Origin of the sequence: Yoonia rosea (assembly GCF_900156505.1) — a bacterium.
Lineage (GTDB): Bacteria > Pseudomonadota > Alphaproteobacteria > Rhodobacterales > Rhodobacteraceae > Yoonia > Yoonia rosea.
This window is the reverse complement of the sequence record NZ_FTPR01000001.1, coordinates 521,663-542,221: the sequence shown is the minus strand read 5'-3', so window position 1 is coordinate 542,221 and position 20,559 is coordinate 521,663. Positions and strand designations below refer to the sequence as shown.

Genomic DNA, 20,559 nt, shown 5'->3' with positions numbered 1-20,559 from the left:
GTGCCATTCATTTCAATGATCCTTTGCCTTCAGGCGCACCGGTAAATTTCTGAACTTTCTTTGCGGGTGATTTATCGCCGCCGCTTGTTGCCACGTCCGGCTTGTCGGCGTCGTCACCTTCATCCACGTCCTCGACCGCAGCTTCGTCACCGGGTGTATACACTCCTTCTCCCATGCCGATCGGCTCAGCCAAGGCAGACAGGGTTGCTGACGGGCTGGCGTCTTCACCGTGAAGGATGGTCATGTCGGAACCAGCAAGTGTATCAGCTAGGCGCTGCGCTTCGGCCCGTTTGATCACTTTGTGCTCCTTGCCGTAAAACGCCAACAGCCCGTCCATTTCAGCGCGCACACGGTTATAAAAACGATACAGTGCTTCCACCGCGATCTCTTCTGTCACGGGATCAGTCGCGCGCCATTCCTCCAGAAAATGCCGCCACTCCCGCAAACTGAAATGCTTAAATTGGGACAAGCAGGCCTTGAGATAGAATACCTGCCCGTCGTTGGTGATCGCCGTGACCTCTTCGATCCGGTTAGGGTCGACGCAGATAGTCAGTGTGGCACCGATGTTCCGGGGTACCCACCGGCGGAATGCCTCGTTGCCCTGATAAGGCATCCGAAACGCTTCGATCCCCATCTTGGTAACTTTGCGCGTGACGCGCAGACCAACCGCTCGGCGTACCTCACGATGGGACAGTGCAGGCAACATGCCGTACATGCGCTTGATGCGGTCAAAAATGACGTGTCGAATGCCACCCCAGGCCCCTTTGCGCTGCGTTGCTTTGAAAGGCAGGCAATCGGTGAAATACCACCACAGGATTTTCTCAAGTTGAGCCATGGACATAACAGCCATCTCCTGACCATCATATCCAGTCTGTTTGCCTGGTCCTTCACCATTATAGCCGTGAAGTGCCTTGAGGAGGTCAGACCCAAGGGTCGCAAAGAAGCGTTCGATAAACGCCTTGTCAGATGGCGACTTTGTCCGACCAAACCGAAACATTGCGCCAAGCGATAAGATTGCATGTGGAATGGTGTTGTTCCACAGCCCTGAGCCGGTATCCATCATGATCATGAATGGCCTTACAGGCGGCGGTGGCGCATTTTCACATCCGGCGTCGCGAGCGAGTTGTGTTTTGTCAGAGACCAGTCGACGCAAAAGCTCAAGTGTGTCATCGGCATTGGGGTTCTGCGCAAGATGAAATGCCAATGGAAACCCGGTTGCGACATCGACTGCCACCAAGATCCAGATCTTCCCGACATCACCCGCTTTGGCCTCCCGTTCGAGTTGGCGCATGGTTTTCGCTCCGACCACCTTGTCGAGGCCTGTCATTTCCAGGAATGTCCACAACGGCATCTCGCATTCATCAATTTGAATGGCCTCAGCAATCATTCGAGCCTTGAGTTCCCCAAAGCCCAAACGCATCGTACGCTTGAGTTCGTCCCAGCCCTTCCGACTTACTTTTACAGACGCAGGGTCCATGCTTTTGGCGAATTCACGAAATTTGCGCTCTGAGACTTTTACGTCGGTATGATCCGGCACGGTGGTGGAGCGCTCCCGGTTCGCGATCAAGACCTTACCTTTAAGATCTTCATAGCAGCGGATTAGCTTGGGCTCACGGTCATCCAGATTCGGCTCCAACGCTTCATGCATCAGGTCGACAACCCACTGAGGAAACTGCTTACGTGGACGTCCAGCATTGCTGTGCTTTGTATTCAGGTCGACAGGATCGAAGCTATCGGTCGCATATGTACGGTATTGTTTTACAAGCGTTTCACCAGCTGGAACCACGTATTCCACCCGCTTGGCATTACCTCGCCGCGGTGTGCCAGAGGCTTTCCTGTAAAGTTCCTCGATACGCTTTTCTACGATATGGAAGTTTGCGTCGATCGACGTCTCAGTGATCTTAATTGCCTTCTCCCGCGCCAATTCTTCCAACGCAATACAACAGCAAATAGAGAAAAGGATTTTCTGTTTGGCCTCATCATCAAGGTCCACGTATTGGTCCCCACTGGTCCTCATGGCGGTAGCACCCTTCATGTATGCCGCCGTCGGAAACTTGATTTCAAAATCAACGCGCTTCATGTTTTCGCGAATTTGCTCAACAGTCATCGTGAAGTCTTGATTATCGTGTGCATCAGATCCGGTCGGGCGAAGCACTGCAAGGCCATCAACCATGGCAACAAGGCGTGATGTCTTGGTGTCTTGAACAAACAGACAACCGATAGGAAATTCAGGTGGATTCATCTTACTCATTGCTTCTTGCTCCAAATTTGTGAGGGGTAATCGATGACGGCATCACGCTCGGCACCAATGCGACCAGCGCCAATCATTCGCATAATGGCGTGGTAAGCGACGGATTCCGGGAGACCGGAATCCGTAACGATATCTTCAAGACGGGCGCCAGCTCGAGCATAGTCGACAAGCTCAACAACGCCTTCGTCAGCGTCCAAGTTTGGCATCAACTGACACATCAAGATGCGCCGATTGTTGTCACGATAAACGCGAGAAAAGGAGGCATCAGAGATGACAACAATCTCATCCGCAGCGTCCGCCGGTGTATGGCGTACGATGTTGGCGATACGGCTTTTGGTCTTGCTGCTGTCGAGGCTGATCTGCCCCCGAACAAAGATGAGTTTTTTACGCCCACAATCATATTCAATACCAACATCGAAAGTATGACTTTTCGGCTCACCCTTGCCCCCCGGCAGCTTGATTTTCACAGGCTGGCAATGGACATCCCACACGTTCGGTTGCAGGACGGCTTCGATCTTCACAGCCTCCTCTGCATCTGAATCATTCAGAACAACCTTCGGCACGCCACCATTCGCCTTCGTCCTCAATGGCATCCCGGACTTGTAAGAGGTGTCGCTACGAGACAGCGGATTATGAAGGCCCTCATATGGCAAAAACCCATCGATGGCCTCGATGTGGATCTTCTGCTTCCGTTTTCGCTTTTCTTTTGCAGCTCTTTGTTTCTTCACCGAACCTGCGGCGATTGTCTGGATTTCTTGGAGGGCTACCGACATTTCTTGTCCTCCTGCTTCAATAATTCGGCCTGCAGTCTCGAAAAAAAACGCTCAATCATTGGCGAGTCCCGAAGGGGACGTTCATTCCTGTTCTCAAAGTAAGAAAATAAGGGGGTCGAGCCATTCAACTGGCTCTCAAGTTTCGTCTTAGGCATAGCTTCTCCGTTTGCGCCCATCATGGCGCAGTTATTGGAATTCAAAGTTTGGGGGGAGGCCGCTGATGCGACCTAGATCTGTTGCTGCTGGGAGATATGCAGGATTGTTTGCGCGCTTTGAAATCTGTTGAACGGAGACCCAAAAGAGACTACTTTGATGTTCAGAAGGTGATTGGTCGCAAGATCAGTCCACAAAGGCCTCGCTGTACCACCAGCGGGGTCTTTGTTTTTTCTACCTCGGTGTTTGCCCTCCTCGTTTCTGTTTTCAGGGCGTCTTAGGATAATTTATTTCCGTGTTCGCAGCAAAATGCACAATTTGAAAACGGAGTCGAATCATTTATTTTCAATGACTTATGCGATTTTCGCAGCTTTTACGCTTTTCGCAAACTTGCTCCTTTTTGATGACCAACAGTCTCTCGATGACTTTGAGCTAGGGCAGCCTTTTCTGTAATGGAAGGCGTTGAACTGAGATGGACATATACTTAACTCATACGGCCGCATTGCGATGTATACTTAATTCAGGCTTTGCTATTTCTTAGTCAAAATCCAAGAGCAAGGAGGGATCCTGCTCATCAATAAAATCGCGATACCATTCGTCAGCGTAGCTTGCAGGAGTCATCTCATTGATACAGATCAAGCTTCCCCAAAATCCGCCACGATCCATCTTGAGATCAGCAAACATAGACAATCTTTGATTTCGAGCGGGCACATAAGAGCAATCCATTTGCTGCTGCAAATAGTCGATGGTTCGCTGGGTACTCCGCTCCTCTTTGGCCAGTGTCCAGATCAGCGTAGACGCACCATAGAACAATTTATGCAGCGGGATTCGCGAACGCCGCAAAGGCGAGACCGACCTTAGGGAAAATTGCTTTTTACACTTTTTTCCGTCATACATTCCCTTACACTGCCGCAGATTGCGCGATTTTATGTACCAGGAGTCTTCGGATTGACACCTAGGACAACACGGACCGTCTGGCCAAACAACTGTTGCAACGCGCCGCTCAGCCGCGGCGAGGGTTGGAAAAGCTTTTTTAATACCTTGTTTTGGCAGGCCAGAAGCCAACATACGCCAGTGCGTCACGTCTAAGTTGTCGCCTGAAAGTCTTAGCATAAAAGGCTCACATTCACTCTTTGGACCGTCACACCATCGACGCGCTCATTCGAGAAAGACCATGCTGGGAATTCTCAAAGAACTGAAACAACGCATCGGTTTTCGCGTCCAGGGCGTCATCATTGTATTTCGAAGGCGGCAACCCAGTTCTTTCATCATATAGAAGGTCGTAGATTTCCTGCCGAAGCCCATCCCGCGTGCTCTGCTTCTCAAATACATCTTGAACCGCTTCGATCTTTCTCTGAATTGATTTCAGCAAGGCAACGGAGGCAGATTTTATCTGTTTTATCTCGTCTTTTGACAGGTCATCCCGTACCAACAAATCAAAGACCGGTTTCTGATCAGCCGTAAGACCAAGTGCGACATGCGCTTGCTCCTCGCCCTCCATCTCTGCTGTGAGCCTCATCAAGGCTTCGAAAGTCGCCTCGATCGTGTTTTTGTCTTTTTCCTTGTTATATTCCGCAATTATCTCGTCAAATCGCTCCTGAAAATCATTCAGCGTCGGATTGGCTGCGAGCATCTTGGCGAGCCGTTTTTGTAGGACACTTCGTAGATCCTGTACGTCGCCAGCCTTGCGTTCACTTTTCGCAAATTCCTTTCGGAGCATTTCGAAATTGACCTTCGAGATGTCGAATATCCGATCTTCCTCACGGTCTGCCTTGATATCGATGGCCTCTGCGACGATCGCATTCAATTGTTGAATGATGGCCGCAGTATCGGCGTCAGCCTTGTCATCCTGTAGTGAGCTGTAGATGTAGTTGATCGCCTGATAGTCGGCTTTGTAGGTCTCAACACGCTCAAACGTCAGGCATGCTTTGTATTTGCGAAACACAGCGCGGCAGGCAATTTCGAACCCCTTGCGTGTCTCGTCGTTTGTGTTGATCAGCTCTTTCGCATCCTGAAGCGCTTTCAGTTTGTTGAAGCCGGATGAATCTTTCATTCGATCAAGATCATACCCTTCATCTGTCAAGCGCTCTCGCACCAACCCAATGGCCTCTGCCAACTCGCCGAGAAGTTTGTCATCAGGGTTCAAGGGATCAACTTCAGGCGCCTCCCCTGACCCTCCGGCAGGACCTTGCCCTGTATGCCCAGCAAAGGTCGCCAGCGCTTTGCGAAGGTTTTTCAGGATCCCGCAGTAGTCCACGATCAACCCGTTATTCTTGCCTTCTTTCACTCGGTTCGCCCGCGCAATGGCCTGCATCAAAGTGTGTGCTTGCAACGGCTTATCCAGATACAACGTAGACAGCGACGGCACGTCAAAACCTGTCAGCCACATCGCACAGACAATCACGATGCGGAACGGATGGTCATCGCGCTTAAAGGCAGTCTCAACGTCCAGCCGCTTCTCGATCTCACGTCCACCAACGATCTCTCTGACAGTGAATCCGTCTTTCATCAACTTACGATGCGGGATGATATCCAGTCCCCAATCCGCGAACCTCTTCACCTCGCCCTGCTCGTCACTGACAACAACGGCAATCTCGGTCTCACGCATCCACTCAATCTGCTGGCTCCTGATGACCTTTTCTTGATCATCACCTACGGATTTCAATTCGACTTCTAGCGCCTCTATCCGCGTTGCCCATGCCGTCTTGATATACTCATACATCCGAACAGCTGTGATCTTATCAATAGCCACATACATGGCCTTGCCACTTTCCCAGTTCGTCGCGAAGTGGGATGCGAAATCCTTCGCCACATGCTGCAAACGCGGCTCAGCAGTCACGACATGGTATTCACGTTTCAGATCATCCGATAGCTTCGCTGCAACGTCGGGGTCATCAATCTCCGCTTCAGCAATGGCCTCTGCAAGCTTTTCGTTCAGCCCGTTGCCCGCAACCTGAAGCTTGTCGCCGCGTGCATCGTAAAACAACGGCAAGGTCGCGCCATCCAAGATCGCATCCTGAAAGTCATAGGTGGACAGGTATTCACCAAACACCTGCTTAGTAACTTCGTCATTCCCGAACAGGGGCGTTCCGGTGAAGCCGATGAAGCTGGCGTTAGGCAGCCCCTTGCGCATGTTCAGCGCGAGCGTGCCGTATTGCGTGCGGTGCGCCTCGTCCGTCATAACGATTACATTGTCACGGTCCGAATATACGCCCCCTTCGGCCTGCGCGTCTGTGAATTTTTGGATCATCGCAAAGACGACCTTCTTCTGCTTACCCAGCAGGTCCCGCAACCCTGCGGCTGATCCGGCACGACACGGGTCTTTGTCGTTGTTCGCCAACCCGACCGACGCAAACGTCTTGTAAATCTGGTTGTCCAGATCGGTGCGGTCCGTCAACACCACAAAGGTATAATCACCACCCAGCTTGCGATGCACCTTCTGTGTAAACAGCGCCATGGAGAACGACTTACCTGACCCTTGCGTGTGCCAGAACACACCCAGCTTACCATTCAGGGTCTCACGCCGCTCTACAGCCTCAACTGCACGGTTCACGCCGAGGTATTGGTGGTTCTTCGCCAAAATCTTGGCAGGGCCGCTTGCCGTATCCGCAAACAGGATAAAATTCTCGAACAGGTCCAGAAACCGCCGCTTGTCGCAGACGATCTTCAGCAGCGCCTCCATCGGCAGCATGTCGTCGCGGCGGTCGACCTCATCCAGCTTCAGCCAGTCGGCGAAGTGTTCATAGTCGGCGGTGATCGAGCCCATCTTGGCCTCGCCCCCATTGCCCAGAATTACCATGGCGTTGAAATGGAACAGATGCGGGACCGTGTCTTTGTAATCCGACAGGTTCTCATTATACGCGCGCGCCAAGTCTTTGTCGGGGCGTTTCAGCTCGCAGAACATCAGCGGCAAACCGTTGACAAAGCCGATGATATCGGCGCGGCGGCGGTGAGCATAACCGCGTATCCACAACTCGCGCACGCACAGGAAATCGTTGTTCTCGGGGGTGTCGTAATCAAACACGCGCAGGCGGTGGGTCTTTTGTTCACCGTTCTGGCGGAACTTCACCTGCACGCCGTCGCGGATCAGGTGGTATTTTTCCTGATTGATCCGGACCAAGGATTGAGAGCCGAAAATGTCGGTGATCTCGCGGAGAGCCTGTTTATAGGCGTCATCGGGCAAACCGGGATTTAGCTTGACCAAGGCCTCTGACAGATAGCGCGTGAGAATAATGTCTTTGTCAGAACGCCGCCCCAGCGTGCCCTCAGCCCCGAACGTCTCGCTGTTCCACGCCATGACAGAGCGCCAACCGTGCTCCGCTGCGAGGTAATCGGCCATGGTGGTCTGGACCAATTGGTCCTCGGTATAATCATTCATATCAACAGACTAACGCTAAACGGGAATTCGTCCATCCATAAGTCGCGGGAGGAGAAGATCGCGGACGCGGGTGAGTTGGGCGTTTAACGCCGAAAGTGTTTCTGCCTGCTCGTGCATCTGCTCAACCTGATCGCCAAAAAGCGTGATCAACTCATTTGGTGGACATAGAATTTCGAAGTTGCCGACAACATCTTTAGTGAGTGCCTCTCTGGTCGCACCACCAGCCCTTGCGATGCTAAGCAGCTTCTCCTTGTTTTGCTGGGCATTGATCGAATGGAGGATGAAGAATGGGCTACTCTCATCTAAATCTGTTCTGACGATCATAACGTGCTGGTTCACCCGCGCAGGCAAATGGCGGTCAGGAACCATGCAACAACGCGCTACAGATGCCCCTGTAATATTTAGCAGAACATCATGTTTTTCGACGGTCACGTTCGCAAGCTTTTTGGCTTGATCCTCATTGAGAAAAACAAGGCCATCGTCGTGAAAGGAATAGTCGTAAACATTCAAGCTTCGGATCAGCGTCAGCCCAACTTCTTGATAAGCACCTGCACCACCTCTCGGCGTAGCGCCACTGCCCAGCTTTGTAGTCAGATCAATCAGCGGTCGCTTGTCCCACCCCTCCGGCAGCCCATCAACAAACTTTGCTGTCTCATGGCCGGGAAAGCGGAAATGGACGAACCATTCACGGTAGAGCAGCCTTGCGGCCTGCTCCAACAACGCAATCCGCCGCCGGTTGTTCTCGATCAGGTCGTCATACGCCGAAAGGATCGCTGCAATGCGTTCTTGGGTGGGAAGGTCGGGAACATCAACCTCAACAAGTGCCAGTTTTTCTTTCGGTAGGTGCTTGATCGTTGATCCAGTGAAAAGGCCCTCAAAATGCCCAGACTTCGCGCGATATGAAAGGTTATAATATAGATACACTTCGTTCATCGTCTCAAATGGACGAATGCGATGAAGCGCCTTTTGATACATCATTTTTGGCAGTTGATCGCGCCAGATGGCACATCGGCCAGGAACACCGCCTTCGCACATGACGATATCGCCATTTTTCAACGAGAACGTTTCAAGCTCTCGTTCCTCAAAACGCATCTCCCGCATTTCGCTCAAGTCGAATTCACCCCAGCGAACATTCTTGTTTGCCAGATATGGGAGGAGATCGCCCTTATTTTTTCGTTGATCGAGCATCTTTCCAAGCCTGAAGTCTGCAACTTCGCTCAGACGCATCGTCGGCCAACTCATACAATTAACTCTTCGAAATTCTTTGCAATCGTCTCGGCCAGCTCTGCGGCCTCGGCGTTCAGAACGTCGATCTCCAGATGGATGTCCTTAATGGTCTCCTCGAAATCAAAATCCTCATCCTCCACCTCCGGCGCTACGCCCACATAGCGCCCCGGTGTCAGGCTGTAGTCATTGGCGGCCAGCTCTTTCTGCCCCACCAGCTTGACCAGCCCCTCCACATCGCAAAACACGCCATCTGGAAAGCGCGACAACAGCCAGTCCGCCTGCCCCTCAAAATATCGCGCCCGTTTCAACGTACCCGTCACCGTCAGCTGCACATCCGGATCACCTGTCAGCGGAACGCGGGCGCTGGCAATTGCCGCCAACAGCTTCTTGCCCTCAGCCGCCTTCTCACCTCCTGCGACCGCCGCGTCCTGCGCCTTCTGCGCCAGCTTCGCCACGTGGTCGATATCCTTGATCAAGGTCTTCGCCTGATCCGCAACAGGTTGCAGGGCCGCCTGCGTTGACGCGAGCGCCGCAATCTCGTTATCAGGTTTGACCAAAGCAGCGCTTGCCTTGCCGAAACCCGCCGCATCACTGCGCAGCTTACCGATGGCAGCCGTCAAATCAGCCGTGTCGGTGTGTTTGGTCAGATAGGCCTGCGCCGCCTCAAGTGCTGCGATCAGGCCGTCAAAGTCAGCCGCCTGCGCCTCTGACTGCGCGGTGGTCAGATAGTCCTGCACCAGCGCTGCAAACCGATCCTCTTGCCCGCGATACAGCCAGACGATCGACGTCAGATTTTTCATCTGCTCTGGCGAGAAGTCAAAAATCTTGCGCGTCACTTTACGAAAGACATTGCGCGCATCCAGCATCAACACCTTGTCGCGCAGATGTTCAGGCTTGCCCTTGTCCATGAACCAGATTTCGCAAGGCACCGTGCGGGTGTAGAAAAAGTTGCCGCGGATCGCGCACATGATGTCGATGTCGCCGGACTTGACCATCGCCTCGCGCACCTTGGCCTCCTGCCCGCCAGCTGATGACGCCTGCGACGATATCACAATACCAGCGCGGCCCTTTTCGGACAGGTAGGAATGGAAGAACGACATCCAGACATAGTTGCCGTTCGACACCTTGCCGCCCTTGTTCACACCCGGCAGGCCAAAGGACAGGCGCTTGTCATCCTTGATCTTTTCCGCGTCGATCTCATCCACGTTGAAGGGCGGATTGGCCATGACATAGTCAAACGGCGCTTTGGCTTTGTGCGGGTCTTCGTAGTAGCTGATCGCTTTCTCGATGTCGCCGTCCAGCCCATGCACCGCGAGGTTCATCTTGGCCAGCCGCAGCGTCGTCGGGTTCTTTTCCATCCCATAAAAAGTCAGTTCTTCATTTGGATTGGCTTTCATAGCCTCGACGAAATGCGCCGACTGCACGAACATGCCGCCAGACCCGCAGGCCGGATCGATCACACTGCCCCGGGTGGGTTCAATGATATTAACGATCGTTTCCACGATGCTGACAGGTGTGAAGAATTCTCCGTTGTCGTGGGCTTTTTGGTCTGCGAACTGGGTTAGGAAGTATTCGTAAATCCGCCCGAAGACATCACCATCTGCTTTTTGCAGAGCGGGATCGTTGAATATACGAAGAACCTGACGCAGCGCGTCATCATCAAGCTCAGTGTATTCCTGCTTAGGCAAAAGACCTTTGAGGTTTTCGTAGTCTTCCTCGATCGTTTCCATCGCGTGGATGACCGCAACGGACGGACTTTGATCTTCAGGCAGGCTTACAAGGTAGTCAAACTGTGCTTCATGGCGCAGGAAAATGGCGCTACGGCTGGAGAAGTCTGCTTTGGTCAGATCCCTCGTTTTGCCACCACGGCTTGGTAGCGTCGGAAGAATTTCATCGCGAACCTTTAGGTATCTGGAACAGGCATGACGTAGGAAAATTAGGCCCATGACCGGCATGAAGTATTCGTTGCTGGCGAAATTTGATGTTGAGCGCAGAACATCCGCTGAAGACCAGAGGCGCTTTTCCAAGTTGCCGACATGTTCCATAACGAACGCTCCACTTTTCCTGCAGTTGCAAGACCTTTACAGGCAAACGATATCTGAACGCCACAATCTGTTTTGACGAAATTGGCTGATGCTCAACCTTGGTGTGGAAATTGATTTCCGCAATGCAAGGGAACCCACCCGCGTCACGTTGAAATGAGAACGGGGGTCGTCGATCTTTCGTGCCGCTTCAGCTCGCGGCTCAACGAAACAAGAACGGGCTTTATAGTGATGAAAATCCGGCTTTGTTGCTATGTTACGACAAACACGCATTGCGAAAAATCGAAGGGCAAAACGCGAACATTTCAACCTCGTTTCGTATGACTTGAGGTACGGGAATAGACTCCCACTTGCGAAAAAAAATCGACACAGATTCCTCCTAAAAAATCAACGCAAAGATGCCATATTTATTCTTGGTACAACGGGATTAGCGGTACGAGTCGAGGTACTAAAACCTAAGTAACAGGTCACCATATGAAATACCTCGTCCTTGCTGACCTCCATCTTGACTATCACTTCAAGCAACGGATGGATCCGTTTTCCAAGATCGCAACCGGTGCGCTGGATGAAATCACGCACTGCATCATCGCCGGAGACCTTTCCAACAAAGCACATAAACAATGGCCGCGCTGTCTGTCTTGGCTGACAGAAAGGCTGCCAGATGCGCAGATCTATGTGATGCCTGGCAATCATGATTTTTATGACTTTCGTATTGATCAAGAAGACCGCCTAGAGAGTGTCGCTGCGGAACATGGGGCCACATACATCCAGAAATCAGACCTTATCTCAGGAAATCAACGTTTTCTGTGCGCAACATTATGGTCTGATTTTGAAGTTTACGGCGACCGGGTCGCAAACATGCATACCGCTTCGCGTGTGATGAATGACTATCATCATATTCGAGTTGCACAGAACGGATTCAAGCGCTTAACGCCGTCCACGACCGCAGAAATTCACCGCGATCACCGTGCGTGGCTCGAAGCGCGGCTAGCGGAAGGATTTGAAGGCGAGACTACGGTGATTACGCATCATGCGCCGCATCGCAATGCGCTGAAAGCGGAGACTTCATATAGTCCCTGCTATGCCTCAGATCTCAAAGACATGATCCTGAAATATCAGCCGAGGCGTTGGTTGTACGGGCACACGCATCATCGCGTCTCATTTACGATTGGTGCGACAGAACTGCGAAACGTATCGGTCGGTTACCCCGGTCAAAATAGCCCAATAGAACCTCTGGACCGCTTCATCGTCGAGGCGGAGAGCTCATAATCTTATGCCGTTTCAGCGTGATCACTGGACCGGCAAAGTATGCGGCCTTTAAATAACTGCGATCCCCGCTTCACCAAACATCAGAAAAATTGAGTTAATAAATGACAGATATTCCCTTTGAAAAATATGTATTCCTCGATTTCGAAGCGAGCGGCTTAGATCCCAACAGCTGGCCGATCGAGCTGGGCGTAAGCTGGATCACAACGGATTTTCAGGTCGAAACCTACGCCAACTTGATCAAACCTTCACCCGATTGGTTTGAGGATGCGTGGTCTCCGATCAGTGCTGAAGTCCACAATATTCCGCGTCGTGACTTAGACACCGCTCCCAGTCTTGATGTTGTCGCCCGAGACTTTCTGACGATCTTGGGGGACCGCATCGCGTTGTCTGATGCGCCTGCGTTCGAGCGCCACTGGCTCGAAACCCTGCTGCAAGCCGCGCAGCTGGTCAATACTGTTCAAATCCAAGACTTTGACGCAACTACGTTTCAGACTTTTCCAGATGCGGCTTTGAATCACATTTATGAACGCATGACGCGCGGCCGCAAAAAACATCGCGCCGGAGATGACAGCGCCAAATTGGCTGAGGCATGGGCTGTGGGATTGCGGCACCTAAAAAACGGTGGCAGCAAGTTGTAACCATTTTGTGCCGATCTGTTGTAACCATTTTGTGCCGATCTACAGATCGGTAAAAATTGAATTAAATCAATCTCGAAGACGAATTGATTTGACGTCGGTGCCGATGTTGCGTGCCGATCTTTGCGATAACAGCCGGGAGACGTCCTCACAGGGTGCTATGACTGACATGAGGGTTCAGTGAATGATAAAGATCGAAACTAAAGAGGGGCCGATATTTGCGGAAGCAGAGATCAGGAATATCCCCATAAACCCAGTTCGCCCTCCATTAATGGAACACGTTGATCCGATCCGGCGGTGGCAGGACGACGCCGAGAGGGTCTGGGCAAACCAGCCGTGGATCGTGAGCACCTCAGATGGATACCGCGTGTTCTGTATCAGGCCAACAGAGACCAAGCCCAAACTATGGGGGGTGTTTGAGACTTTACGAGCGGCGATCTGGTATGTGTTGGACGCACCGGAGCCCACAGCTACAACAAGTTGGTCAGATAGCGATTTGAACTTCTAAAGTGAACCAGCAACAACAGGTTCGCGCGATACCTCCGAGAAGCCTGACTGGACGATAGCATGACGGCGCGACCTCAGGCGGATTGGTTATAGGAAAGCGACTCTGACGGCCCTTAGGAGCCGTTCGAGCAGATCGGAGCGAACGACGGCTTTGAGCGCACGTTTCTACTTCCTACATAGTTGTGCGCGCATGATTCTGAAGTTGAGCCGCGCAAGAAAGCCCTTTTAGAGGTTGAACTAAGTTAGTCGATCACCTAGCTTTGTTGGATAGGCTTGTGCCCGAGCCTCCGCCCCTCCGACGGGAAAGCATTTGGAATGTAGGGTTAAGCTTTAGGATTTTCTATTCGAGCACTCACATAAGGGGGGATTGTGTTCATAGCTCGTTATAGGAGAACCCAAAATGGAACTTTCTGCCCCAATCTATGAGCTCAAGCGCAAGGCCAAACAGCTTCGTCGTGAGAAAGGGCTTAAGCATAGCGAAGCCCTAAACTGTATTGCTAACGAAGAAGGCTTCACAAGCTGGAGCCTCTTGATCCACAAGTACGAGGATCAGAAACCTAAGCCAATAGTCCAAGACCGCGTTAGTTTTGAAATCAATAAACTTCCATTGGATGTCGACTTTCGTGCTGAAGCCATCGAAGTCGCCAACGCAGCATTCGAGAGAGTATTTGACGGGATAGAACCCAATAATCCAGAAATGACGCGCAAACTATGGAATGCTGAAAAGCACATCGATGACGATCATTTTTCACCCGAAAACTTGCCAATCGATAGCGACTACGCCTTGTCATTGATTGAAGCATTTATGCTCTCTCATGTCGTTGGTTTGGCGACCACAGCCGACAAGATGGCACTTGGAAAGGACTAGCGTCGAACTTACAGGGGAGCTGTGTTAGCTCCCCTGTCCGTGACCGGCCCTAACCAGCCATTCACCAAGCGGTAGAAATGCTGCGGTCGCAACCCGCATTGCGGACATTCGCACAGTCGCGTCCCACTAAATGTTCACAGATGACCGTAGAGCTTCGATCAAGCGTCGAAACTCCGCGTTTTCAGAGGCACCTTTCCAGAAGTTTGCGAAACGGCAGACAACCTGAAGATTGCCTGGTGCATAATGCCCATTGCTGTCGATGCGATCCAAAGAAGCGAACATCGCAGGATCGCCGTTGACCTCATCCAGTTCCAGCGGGAGGTTTGTTAATTCGCAGAAATACTCCTGTGAACCCATTAGTTCCATGATGTAGTCCTGAAGAGCTGCTGCCGACGGGAATCCAAGGTCCTTCTTTTTCACTACACGCTCAACCGTCTGACCATTTGCTGAATTGGTGGTTGCAACGGCGGTACGAGCCATGCGTTCAGCGGCATCTGCCTCTTCGAACAGCTCCGAAGCTCGCTGGTATGCAATCTTGTCTGCCTGTGACCCATACTTGATCGGTGCATACCCTTTCTTGGTGGTTTCGCTTCGATTTTGCCAAAGTGGAGTATCATGCCATTGGCTTAGGTCATCTCCGGCAATCAGTGCCAATGTATAGTCTCGGTACAAAGGACTCAGAGACTGTAGCGTAGCCTCAGTAGACAAGAAGTCTTTCGCCTTGGGGTGTAGTTCGTTCCACCGCAGTGGAACGCCTTTCTTTGACCTGTTTGACCATGGCTCACAGAACTTATGACAAATTACGACGTCACGCCCTCGCTCGATGGGTTCCTTCTTAGATTCGAAAGTAGGTGCGTCACTGCGCGAGGTCGTCCACCAAAGTTCGTCCCCGTCCTTGTGAACCCAAATATCGCCTACAGTCTCAGCAACGGTAGTCATCAAATTGAACCAGCGAGAAGCTGTTGCCTTGGTCGGTTTTTTTCCTGCCGCAGTGGTGTCTTTGGCCATTCGGGTCGCAACATAACCCTCGCGGTCATTCGCTTCCCAATATTTTTGAGCGTCGATGGCGTTCATAGTCGCCACTGTTCCACGCTCCCGACAAGCTGGCCATTCGTAGTTTTGCCGCCCAAAATTTGCTACGTAGACTTTCATTTCGATTCAACTCGCTCCAACGATCTTACTGCCCCAGTCTTGCTGACATGGCTAGCCGCTACGAGAAGAATCTTACTAGAAACGAAGATATGTCATACTCATTGTATTACGCTCATATTTTGTTGAGCAGGAGCGGCCCATACCGGACACTCGACGTCTTTATCGGATGCTGCGGTTGCAGCCCGCATAGCGGACATTGCCGCACGAACGCAGCATTTCAACAAATTGGATGACTGCAACGCGGACAAAGCGATCATCCAAATTTGAAATTGAATGGCTGCTTTTAAACGGGCAAGTTTTTCATATTCTGAAAGGCTTAAATAGCAAAAGCTATCGTCCATGCAGGTGGGCAATAGTTCGAAACCCTGACTAGCTTTTGCCCATTCGATGATAGCATCGGACACCGCCAGGCGCTCAGCCTCCGCCGAAAAACTTGAGCTCCTTGGGCCGGAGGAGGTCCATGATGGGTGGTACTTCGAGGATCAAGAAGCATCGGAAATGTTCGAACGTTGACACAGAATGCAAACCGATTGATCAACTGGCAAACCTTGCTTTGAACGGGCATGGTGCCCGAGGGAGCTACTGGTCGCATCAGGATCCAAAAGTCGCCCATGCTTTGCTGCGTCTGCCGCGCAATCACACAACTATTAGTATAAACAAAGCCTTGATCCACGAGCCCAAATAAGTAACGGTACAACGGATTTGGGGAAGTAAAGTGACTTCAGAGTTTGTAAATTTTCAAGCAAGTCTATTGCGACGTTTTTCTTCGGTAGGAAATTTGCCATCGCCGTCAGTCGATAGAGCGAGGAGCTCATCATTCAGCATTGGTTACCTCACCAGTTACAAGGACGAAAGCGAAGAAGAGCCTTTTGATGTCACATTAACAAAAATTGCTCTGCGTGTAGCTAAGCGTGACGGATTTGAAGCTGCAGACGAGGTAATTGGCAACTTTGCCAATGGGACAAACACACCCGCAAAACTGATATTGTCACCGGACGAGGCTATTGATGTCGATCTGGCGCACTACACAGACAGGTATTTGGCTTCCGCACCCTTGATGTTCGACGGCTTCTCAAAAAGAAAGCGCAGTTGCTATGATAGCATATTGCGCGAACTGGGAATTCGAACGCCACTGGACAAAAAAGGGATGCTCGCTCTAGCGCGCCGCGTCGATAAGGCATACGAGCCTCCAAACCTACACAGTTTTGGGGCTTTAGCCCTTTTCATTTGGGACTTCGCGCTGCGAACATGGCCGCTCTTTGATGCCACAATACTACACATACCTTTAAAATATTTTGATTTTGATCACGAAATCACCGTCTCCGAAATGCAAAATCACCTTGCACTGATGGATGGTTTTGGCCTTGAGCGCCTACTCGCACGGCTCATAGTCTTGCAGGCTGTCTGCAAATCAGAAACCGCAAAGCAAATCGTTACCAGTGGAGGTGTTTTGGAGTTATGTGAGTACTCAGATTTTCAAATTCAGCAAGTATACGAACATTTGGAAACGAATGGATCTGGGATCGATAAGGAACAACTCGAACAGGCAAAGAGTGAGAACCCAATCGAACGAGCAACATTCTTGACCATGTACATGTTGGAATTTCGATCAGAGTTTGACTTCATGGAGCGTCTGATTGAAGTAAACAACACGGACAAAAGTGTGCTGGGACTGTTGCAATGGGACCCTTTTCTCCCAACCGTCAGAGAGTGTACCGAAATTCCAAGCCCTCAATTGGTAGCTATGGCTGCAATCTTTTCGCAGGAAAACGTGCTGAGGCGCTCACAACGCTTCAAAGCACGCTATATTCCCACGAGTGCCGCAACTCATCTTTTTAAGTACGCTGACTATTTTAGGTCACGTTCGGATGGGACCGCACATCGCTTCTTTCGAACATTTCAGAAGTTCTCGAAGCCAACACAAATAACCATATTCGAGTATCTTCTCAGACCGGGCGTAATGGATGGTTTGTCAAACATTTTCCCGTCGGGTCGAAAACTCCTCAAACACGTCGAGCGGAACGATGCCATCAATGCTCTAAGCCTAAAATTGGATTGCGTCAGCTTTTTGAAAATAAGGGACATTATCCATCATGAAAGTCTTGACGCAATTGATGCTGATGCTCGCCATAGATTGCGCCAAGTCAAGTATGAGGACGACATTAGCGGAGGACGAATACATCTGAATTCTGCGAAACTCCGTTCGGAAATTCGGACCTTCTTCGGCAAAAACCACTATGCTATTCCGCAGCAAACCAGATCGAATGATCAGCGCGAAGTTGAGCTTCGAAACTTTCTCTTAAGAGATTACAACCAAAAATTTGCCGAAAGGCTTACTTACCATATATGTTTTTCTAGCAAGTTTGCATTGGATTACTTGCTGAGTAACCTTCGCCATAGCTTTTTGCGGTTTAAGCTGGAAACGGCTATCGACAAATCCTTCGAACCCTATCCTGAGGCACATGTACCAGCATTTAAATCCTCGATTAAGATACCTCTGGATGCCTACTGCAAGGATTGGCTGACAATATCAAAAACCCGCTCATTCTATAAAGGGTTGCGCTCTATGATACTGTCACACCTTTCTCTTGTGGAGTCCGCGAAAGCGGACGACTACGATGCAGTATCGGACATGATTGTAGACGAGGTGATCGGCTCTTATCAGCGTCTCTTGGTTGCCTGCAAGCAAGTTTGGGGTTCTGGGGCGAAAGAAGAGATTCTTGAAGCGGTGCTATCCACACTACTAGGAACGAACTATGCAACAGATTCAGTGCTTTTAGATTCTTTGACAAAGAATTTTGAATATATTTTTGCAGATACAGAGGGTTGGTTGTCGATAAATCAGAACCCTATCCAAGCTTCGTTTGCGCTAAGAGAGCTGTTTGAATTCGAAGCAACAAACTACTCATCGGCGCGAACACATCGTAGACCTATTACCGTGTCCTGTTATGACAAGGAGGAGGGTGGGAAGCCCATCGACCGTGTGAAAGACGTCTATCTATCTGGCGAGTTGTTTGGGGGAGTTGTGCAACTCATACAGAACCTCTTACAAAATTCCTTTCAGTACTGCTCCCTTCCCATCAAACAAATCAGGGTTGAAGTTGCGATTATTGATTTGGGGCAAGACCATATCGAAGTAGAATTCCGTAATGCATTCGCTCCTGAAGTGCGAGGAAAGATGAGAGATCAGGTTAAAAAGTTTAATCAAATGGTGTCGCAGGCGAGGGCCGCCGCAAAAATAGACGGCGGAATTGCACCGGTAGAAGTCGGTGGATCGGGGCTGAAGCGAATATTCTTCGACTTACAGGACCACTTAGGTGACGATTTTTGGTTGTTAGCCAAAGATGACGAGATCAACCGCGATACCTTCTTAGTTCAATGCGGGCTGCCCAAAAAGAGAGCTTCTGCATGAGTGCCAAGGTTGTAGTGATTGATGATACCAGTGAAAAATATACCGCAATATTGGATTTTTTTGAGCGATATTTCCCAACGTATGAGGTTTCTTGGTTCAAAAATTTTCGACAATCACAGAATAATCTTCTGTATTTCGACTATGATCTCCTAATACTTGACATGTCTTTTGAACGGCATGGCGCTACTTCCGAGGATGTTGCATTCAACGGCTTGGCGGGTTTGCATGTCCTGCAATTTTTGTGGGTGGAGAATATTTCGCTTCCGACGGTTATATTGACAACCCACGATAGATATACGGACCCCGATTTTGGCGAAATCGTCGGTCTCGATGCGCTGAAAGGCTATATTCATGAGAACTTTGGCGACGTCGTTATGGAGTGCTTGTCACTGGGTCCCGACGAAAAAATTTGGCATGAACAACTTGCAGAAGTGATAATAAATGCGGAAATCTGATCAAATAAAGCTTCTGGTCGTAGAAGATACGCCAGAGAAGTTGCAGGCTATTGTCCAGTCCATCAATGACTGCAGGCTTTCCAAAGAAGGTGTAATCTTCATACTGGAGACTGCGACATGCTTCTCCGAAGCTCAATCACTACTTCAAAGCGATTACTTTGATGCGATTATTCTTGATCTGAAGATTCCGGTGATGCCGAATGGCGAATCAAGGATCGAGCATTCTAAAGAACTATTTGAATTTGTTCGTGATGTAGCTCCCTATAAGCCCTTTTACGTACTTGGCCTCACATCAGTTCCGCTTGATGAAGTAGGCCAAGAATTCATCGAGACGGCGAATTTTACAATTCGAGAGTATGATCACGACGGAGATTGGCTTAACCAATTAATGAACCGGGTGAGCTTTGTTTTGGGTGCAAAGTCAGGGTTGTCGCATTACCTCAATAACAACAGTGGCCTTGATGCGCTTATAATAACTGCACGGAAGAAGAATGAGTATGATCCAATATTGCAACAAATCGACTGGCTAGGAGATTACAACGCTCCAAGACCAGAGTTAGGGGAGATTAGGAACACATTCGGTAAGATTAACTTGGAAGCCGGCGCGTCAGTCTCAATTGGTGTCGTTTGCTTGGACGAGATGGGATTGTCGCACTCGGCAGCAGTGACGGCGGGTTTGGTTTCAATATTGCGCCCACGATATTTGGCTATGTTAGGAATGTGTTGTGGCCTAAAGAAAATCGTTCGCCCAGACAAAGCAGATCGGCCACTGAATTCTATATGCAAGTTAGGCGATGTCATCGTCGCAAGAGATACATGTTGCTGGGATGAGGGTAAGTATGTCGACAACGACCCCTCATTAACAGAAAGCCCATTCTTTAATAATCGGGCAGTAGACAAGTCACCGGACCCAGTATTTTGGAAGCGTGTGGATAGATTCTTGGATGAAAATGAGGAAGAATTGTCAAATGATATCAGGTCGCTGTACGAGAGCTACGATCTTGATGTCGTTCAAAGTGGATTGATTGGGGACGTATTTTTTTCGGCGGATGCCTCAGTTCATTGGGGGCCAATCGTCTCGGGGGCATGCGTTATCGATTCAGATGAGATGATTGATACGATTCAAACTAGGTTTCCTCGCGCTATCGGTCTCGAGATGGAGGCACATTCAATCTATTCGGCGTCGGCTTCAACGATTGGCTTACAACCAAACACTTTGGTAATTAAGGGGGTAGCTGATTTTGGTGATGGAACGAAGGCGAAACCGGTGCAAGCGATGGCTTCTCAGGCCTCGTATCGAGTATTCGAACGTATTCTTCGGGAAGAGTTATGCAGGTTGTCTTAGGGAATCGCTTTGAAGGTATTCCCCTCCACCAGCGACTGTGGCCGTTCGAACCTCGTGGAACACGCACGAATAACTTGTTAATAGTTTCCATG

Annotated in this window: 14 protein-coding genes; 6 read left to right on the top strand and 8 right to left on the bottom strand. The window is 50.3% G+C overall.

Annotation, left to right across the window (positions count from 1 at the left end; genetic code table 11):
- Window positions 1–7: 7 nt before the first annotated feature.
- From B0B09_RS02570 to B0B09_RS02540, 6 genes are all read right to left on the bottom strand, one after another.
- Window positions 8–2,251: a TnsB C-terminal domain-containing protein gene (locus B0B09_RS02570; RefSeq protein ID WP_084190707.1), complete on the bottom strand. Its 2,244-nt coding sequence runs from the start codon at window positions 2,249–2,251 to the stop codon at window positions 8–10.
- Window positions 2,248–3,024, bottom strand: a complete 777-nt coding sequence (locus B0B09_RS02565) for a hypothetical protein (RefSeq protein ID WP_076658242.1) — start codon at window positions 3,022–3,024, stop codon at window positions 2,248–2,250. The genes B0B09_RS02570 and B0B09_RS02565 overlap by 4 nt, the downstream gene beginning before the upstream one ends.
- A 690-nt stretch (window positions 3,025–3,714) precedes the next feature.
- The gene (locus tag B0B09_RS02555) at window positions 3,715–4,245 is read right to left on the bottom strand and encodes a transposase (protein WP_165689281.1); all 531 of its coding nucleotides are present in this window, start codon (window positions 4,243–4,245) and stop codon (window positions 3,715–3,717) included.
- 73 nt (window positions 4,246–4,318) lie between these two features.
- Window positions 4,319–7,555, bottom strand: coding sequence for a type I restriction endonuclease subunit R (locus B0B09_RS02550; RefSeq protein WP_076658239.1), 3,237 nt, complete (start codon window positions 7,553–7,555; stop codon window positions 4,319–4,321).
- A 15-nt stretch (window positions 7,556–7,570) separates the two neighbouring features.
- Window positions 7,571–8,797 (bottom strand): restriction endonuclease subunit S, encoded by a 1,227-nt coding sequence (locus B0B09_RS02545; RefSeq protein WP_076658238.1) that lies wholly within the window; start codon window positions 8,795–8,797, stop codon window positions 7,571–7,573.
- Window positions 8,794–10,827 carry an N-6 DNA methylase gene (locus tag B0B09_RS02540; RefSeq protein WP_076658237.1) on the bottom strand — a complete coding sequence of 678 codons (2,034 nt, stop codon included), beginning with the start codon at window positions 10,825–10,827 and terminating at the stop codon, window positions 8,794–8,796. The genes B0B09_RS02545 and B0B09_RS02540 overlap by 4 nt, the downstream gene beginning before the upstream one ends.
- A 471-nt stretch (window positions 10,828–11,298) precedes the next feature.
- On the opposite strand from B0B09_RS02540, the gene B0B09_RS02535 reads away from it, so the two are divergent.
- The 3 genes from B0B09_RS02535 to B0B09_RS02520 all read left to right on the top strand — a co-directional run bounded on the left by B0B09_RS02535 (window position 11,299) and on the right by B0B09_RS02520 (window position 14,103).
- Window positions 11,299–12,093, top strand: a complete 795-nt coding sequence (locus B0B09_RS02535; protein ID WP_076658236.1) for a metallophosphoesterase — start codon at window positions 11,299–11,301, stop codon at window positions 12,091–12,093.
- 101 nt (window positions 12,094–12,194) lie between these two features.
- A complete protein-coding gene (locus B0B09_RS02530; RefSeq protein ID WP_076658235.1) occupies window positions 12,195–12,731 on the top strand; it encodes a 3'-5' exonuclease in 537 nt (178 codons plus the stop codon).
- 904 nt (window positions 12,732–13,635) lie between these two features.
- Entirely contained in the window at window positions 13,636–14,103 is a 468-nt protein-coding gene (locus B0B09_RS02520; RefSeq protein ID WP_076658233.1) for a glyoxalase superfamily protein, read from the top strand.
- A gap of 126 nt (window positions 14,104–14,229) precedes the next feature.
- Here the strand turns inward: B0B09_RS02520 and B0B09_RS02515 are convergent, their stop codons facing one another.
- Together B0B09_RS02515 and B0B09_RS17765 are read right to left on the bottom strand one after the other, a co-directional pair.
- Window positions 14,230–15,177, bottom strand: coding sequence for a hypothetical protein (locus tag B0B09_RS02515; RefSeq protein ID WP_242654328.1), 948 nt, complete (start codon window positions 15,175–15,177; stop codon window positions 14,230–14,232).
- A gap of 176 nt (window positions 15,178–15,353) precedes the next feature.
- Entirely contained in the window at window positions 15,354–15,659 is a 306-nt protein-coding gene (locus tag B0B09_RS17765) for a hypothetical protein (protein ID WP_131824984.1), read from the bottom strand.
- Window positions 15,660–15,970: 311 nt separating this feature from the next.
- On the opposite strand from B0B09_RS17765, the gene B0B09_RS02510 reads away from it, so the two are divergent.
- From B0B09_RS02510 to B0B09_RS02500, 3 genes are read left to right on the top strand one after another with little or no spacing between them, the layout of a single operon-like run.
- Window positions 15,971–18,667, top strand: coding sequence for a hypothetical protein (locus tag B0B09_RS02510; RefSeq protein WP_131824983.1), 2,697 nt, complete (start codon window positions 15,971–15,973; stop codon window positions 18,665–18,667).
- Window positions 18,664–19,122 (top strand): response regulator, encoded by a 459-nt coding sequence (locus tag B0B09_RS02505; protein ID WP_076658230.1) that lies wholly within the window; start codon window positions 18,664–18,666, stop codon window positions 19,120–19,122. The genes B0B09_RS02510 and B0B09_RS02505 overlap by 4 nt, the downstream gene beginning before the upstream one ends.
- Window positions 19,109–20,467: a hypothetical protein gene (locus B0B09_RS02500; RefSeq protein ID WP_076658229.1), complete on the top strand. Its 1,359-nt coding sequence runs from the start codon at window positions 19,109–19,111 to the stop codon at window positions 20,465–20,467. The genes B0B09_RS02505 and B0B09_RS02500 overlap by 14 nt, the downstream gene beginning before the upstream one ends.
- Window positions 20,468–20,559: the final 92 nt, after the last annotated feature.

Excerpts from the sequence above, each read along its gene's own strand:
- B0B09_RS02540 (WP_076658237.1), bottom strand. The coding sequence starts at position 10,827 with ATGGAACATGTCGGCAACTTGGAAAAGCGCCTCTGGTCTTCAGCGGAT.
- B0B09_RS02550 (WP_076658239.1), bottom strand. The coding sequence starts at position 7,555 with ATGAATGATTATACCGAGGACCAATTGGTCCAGACCACCATGGCCGAT.
- B0B09_RS02570 (WP_084190707.1), bottom strand. The coding sequence starts at position 2,251 with ATGAGTAAGATGAATCCACCTGAATTTCCTATCGGTTGTCTGTTTGTT.
- B0B09_RS02545 (WP_076658238.1), bottom strand. The coding sequence starts at position 8,797 with ATGAGTTGGCCGACGATGCGTCTGAGCGAAGTTGCAGACTTCAGGCTT.
- B0B09_RS02565 (WP_076658242.1), bottom strand. The coding sequence starts at position 3,024 with ATGTCGGTAGCCCTCCAAGAAATCCAGACAATCGCCGCAGGTTCGGTG.
- B0B09_RS02535 (WP_076658236.1), top strand. The coding sequence starts at position 11,299 with ATGAAATACCTCGTCCTTGCTGACCTCCATCTTGACTATCACTTCAAG.
- B0B09_RS02505 (WP_076658230.1), top strand. The coding sequence starts at position 18,664 with ATGAGTGCCAAGGTTGTAGTGATTGATGATACCAGTGAAAAATATACC.
- B0B09_RS02515 (WP_242654328.1), bottom strand. The coding sequence starts at position 15,177 with ATGAACGCCATCGACGCTCAAAAATATTGGGAAGCGAATGACCGCGAG.
- B0B09_RS02500 (WP_076658229.1), top strand. The coding sequence starts at position 19,109 with ATGCGGAAATCTGATCAAATAAAGCTTCTGGTCGTAGAAGATACGCCA.
- B0B09_RS02520 (WP_076658233.1), top strand. The coding sequence starts at position 13,636 with ATGGAACTTTCTGCCCCAATCTATGAGCTCAAGCGCAAGGCCAAACAG.
- B0B09_RS02555 (WP_165689281.1), bottom strand. The coding sequence starts at position 4,245 with ATGTTGGCTTCTGGCCTGCCAAAACAAGGTATTAAAAAAGCTTTTCCA.
- B0B09_RS02530 (WP_076658235.1), top strand. The coding sequence starts at position 12,195 with ATGACAGATATTCCCTTTGAAAAATATGTATTCCTCGATTTCGAAGCG.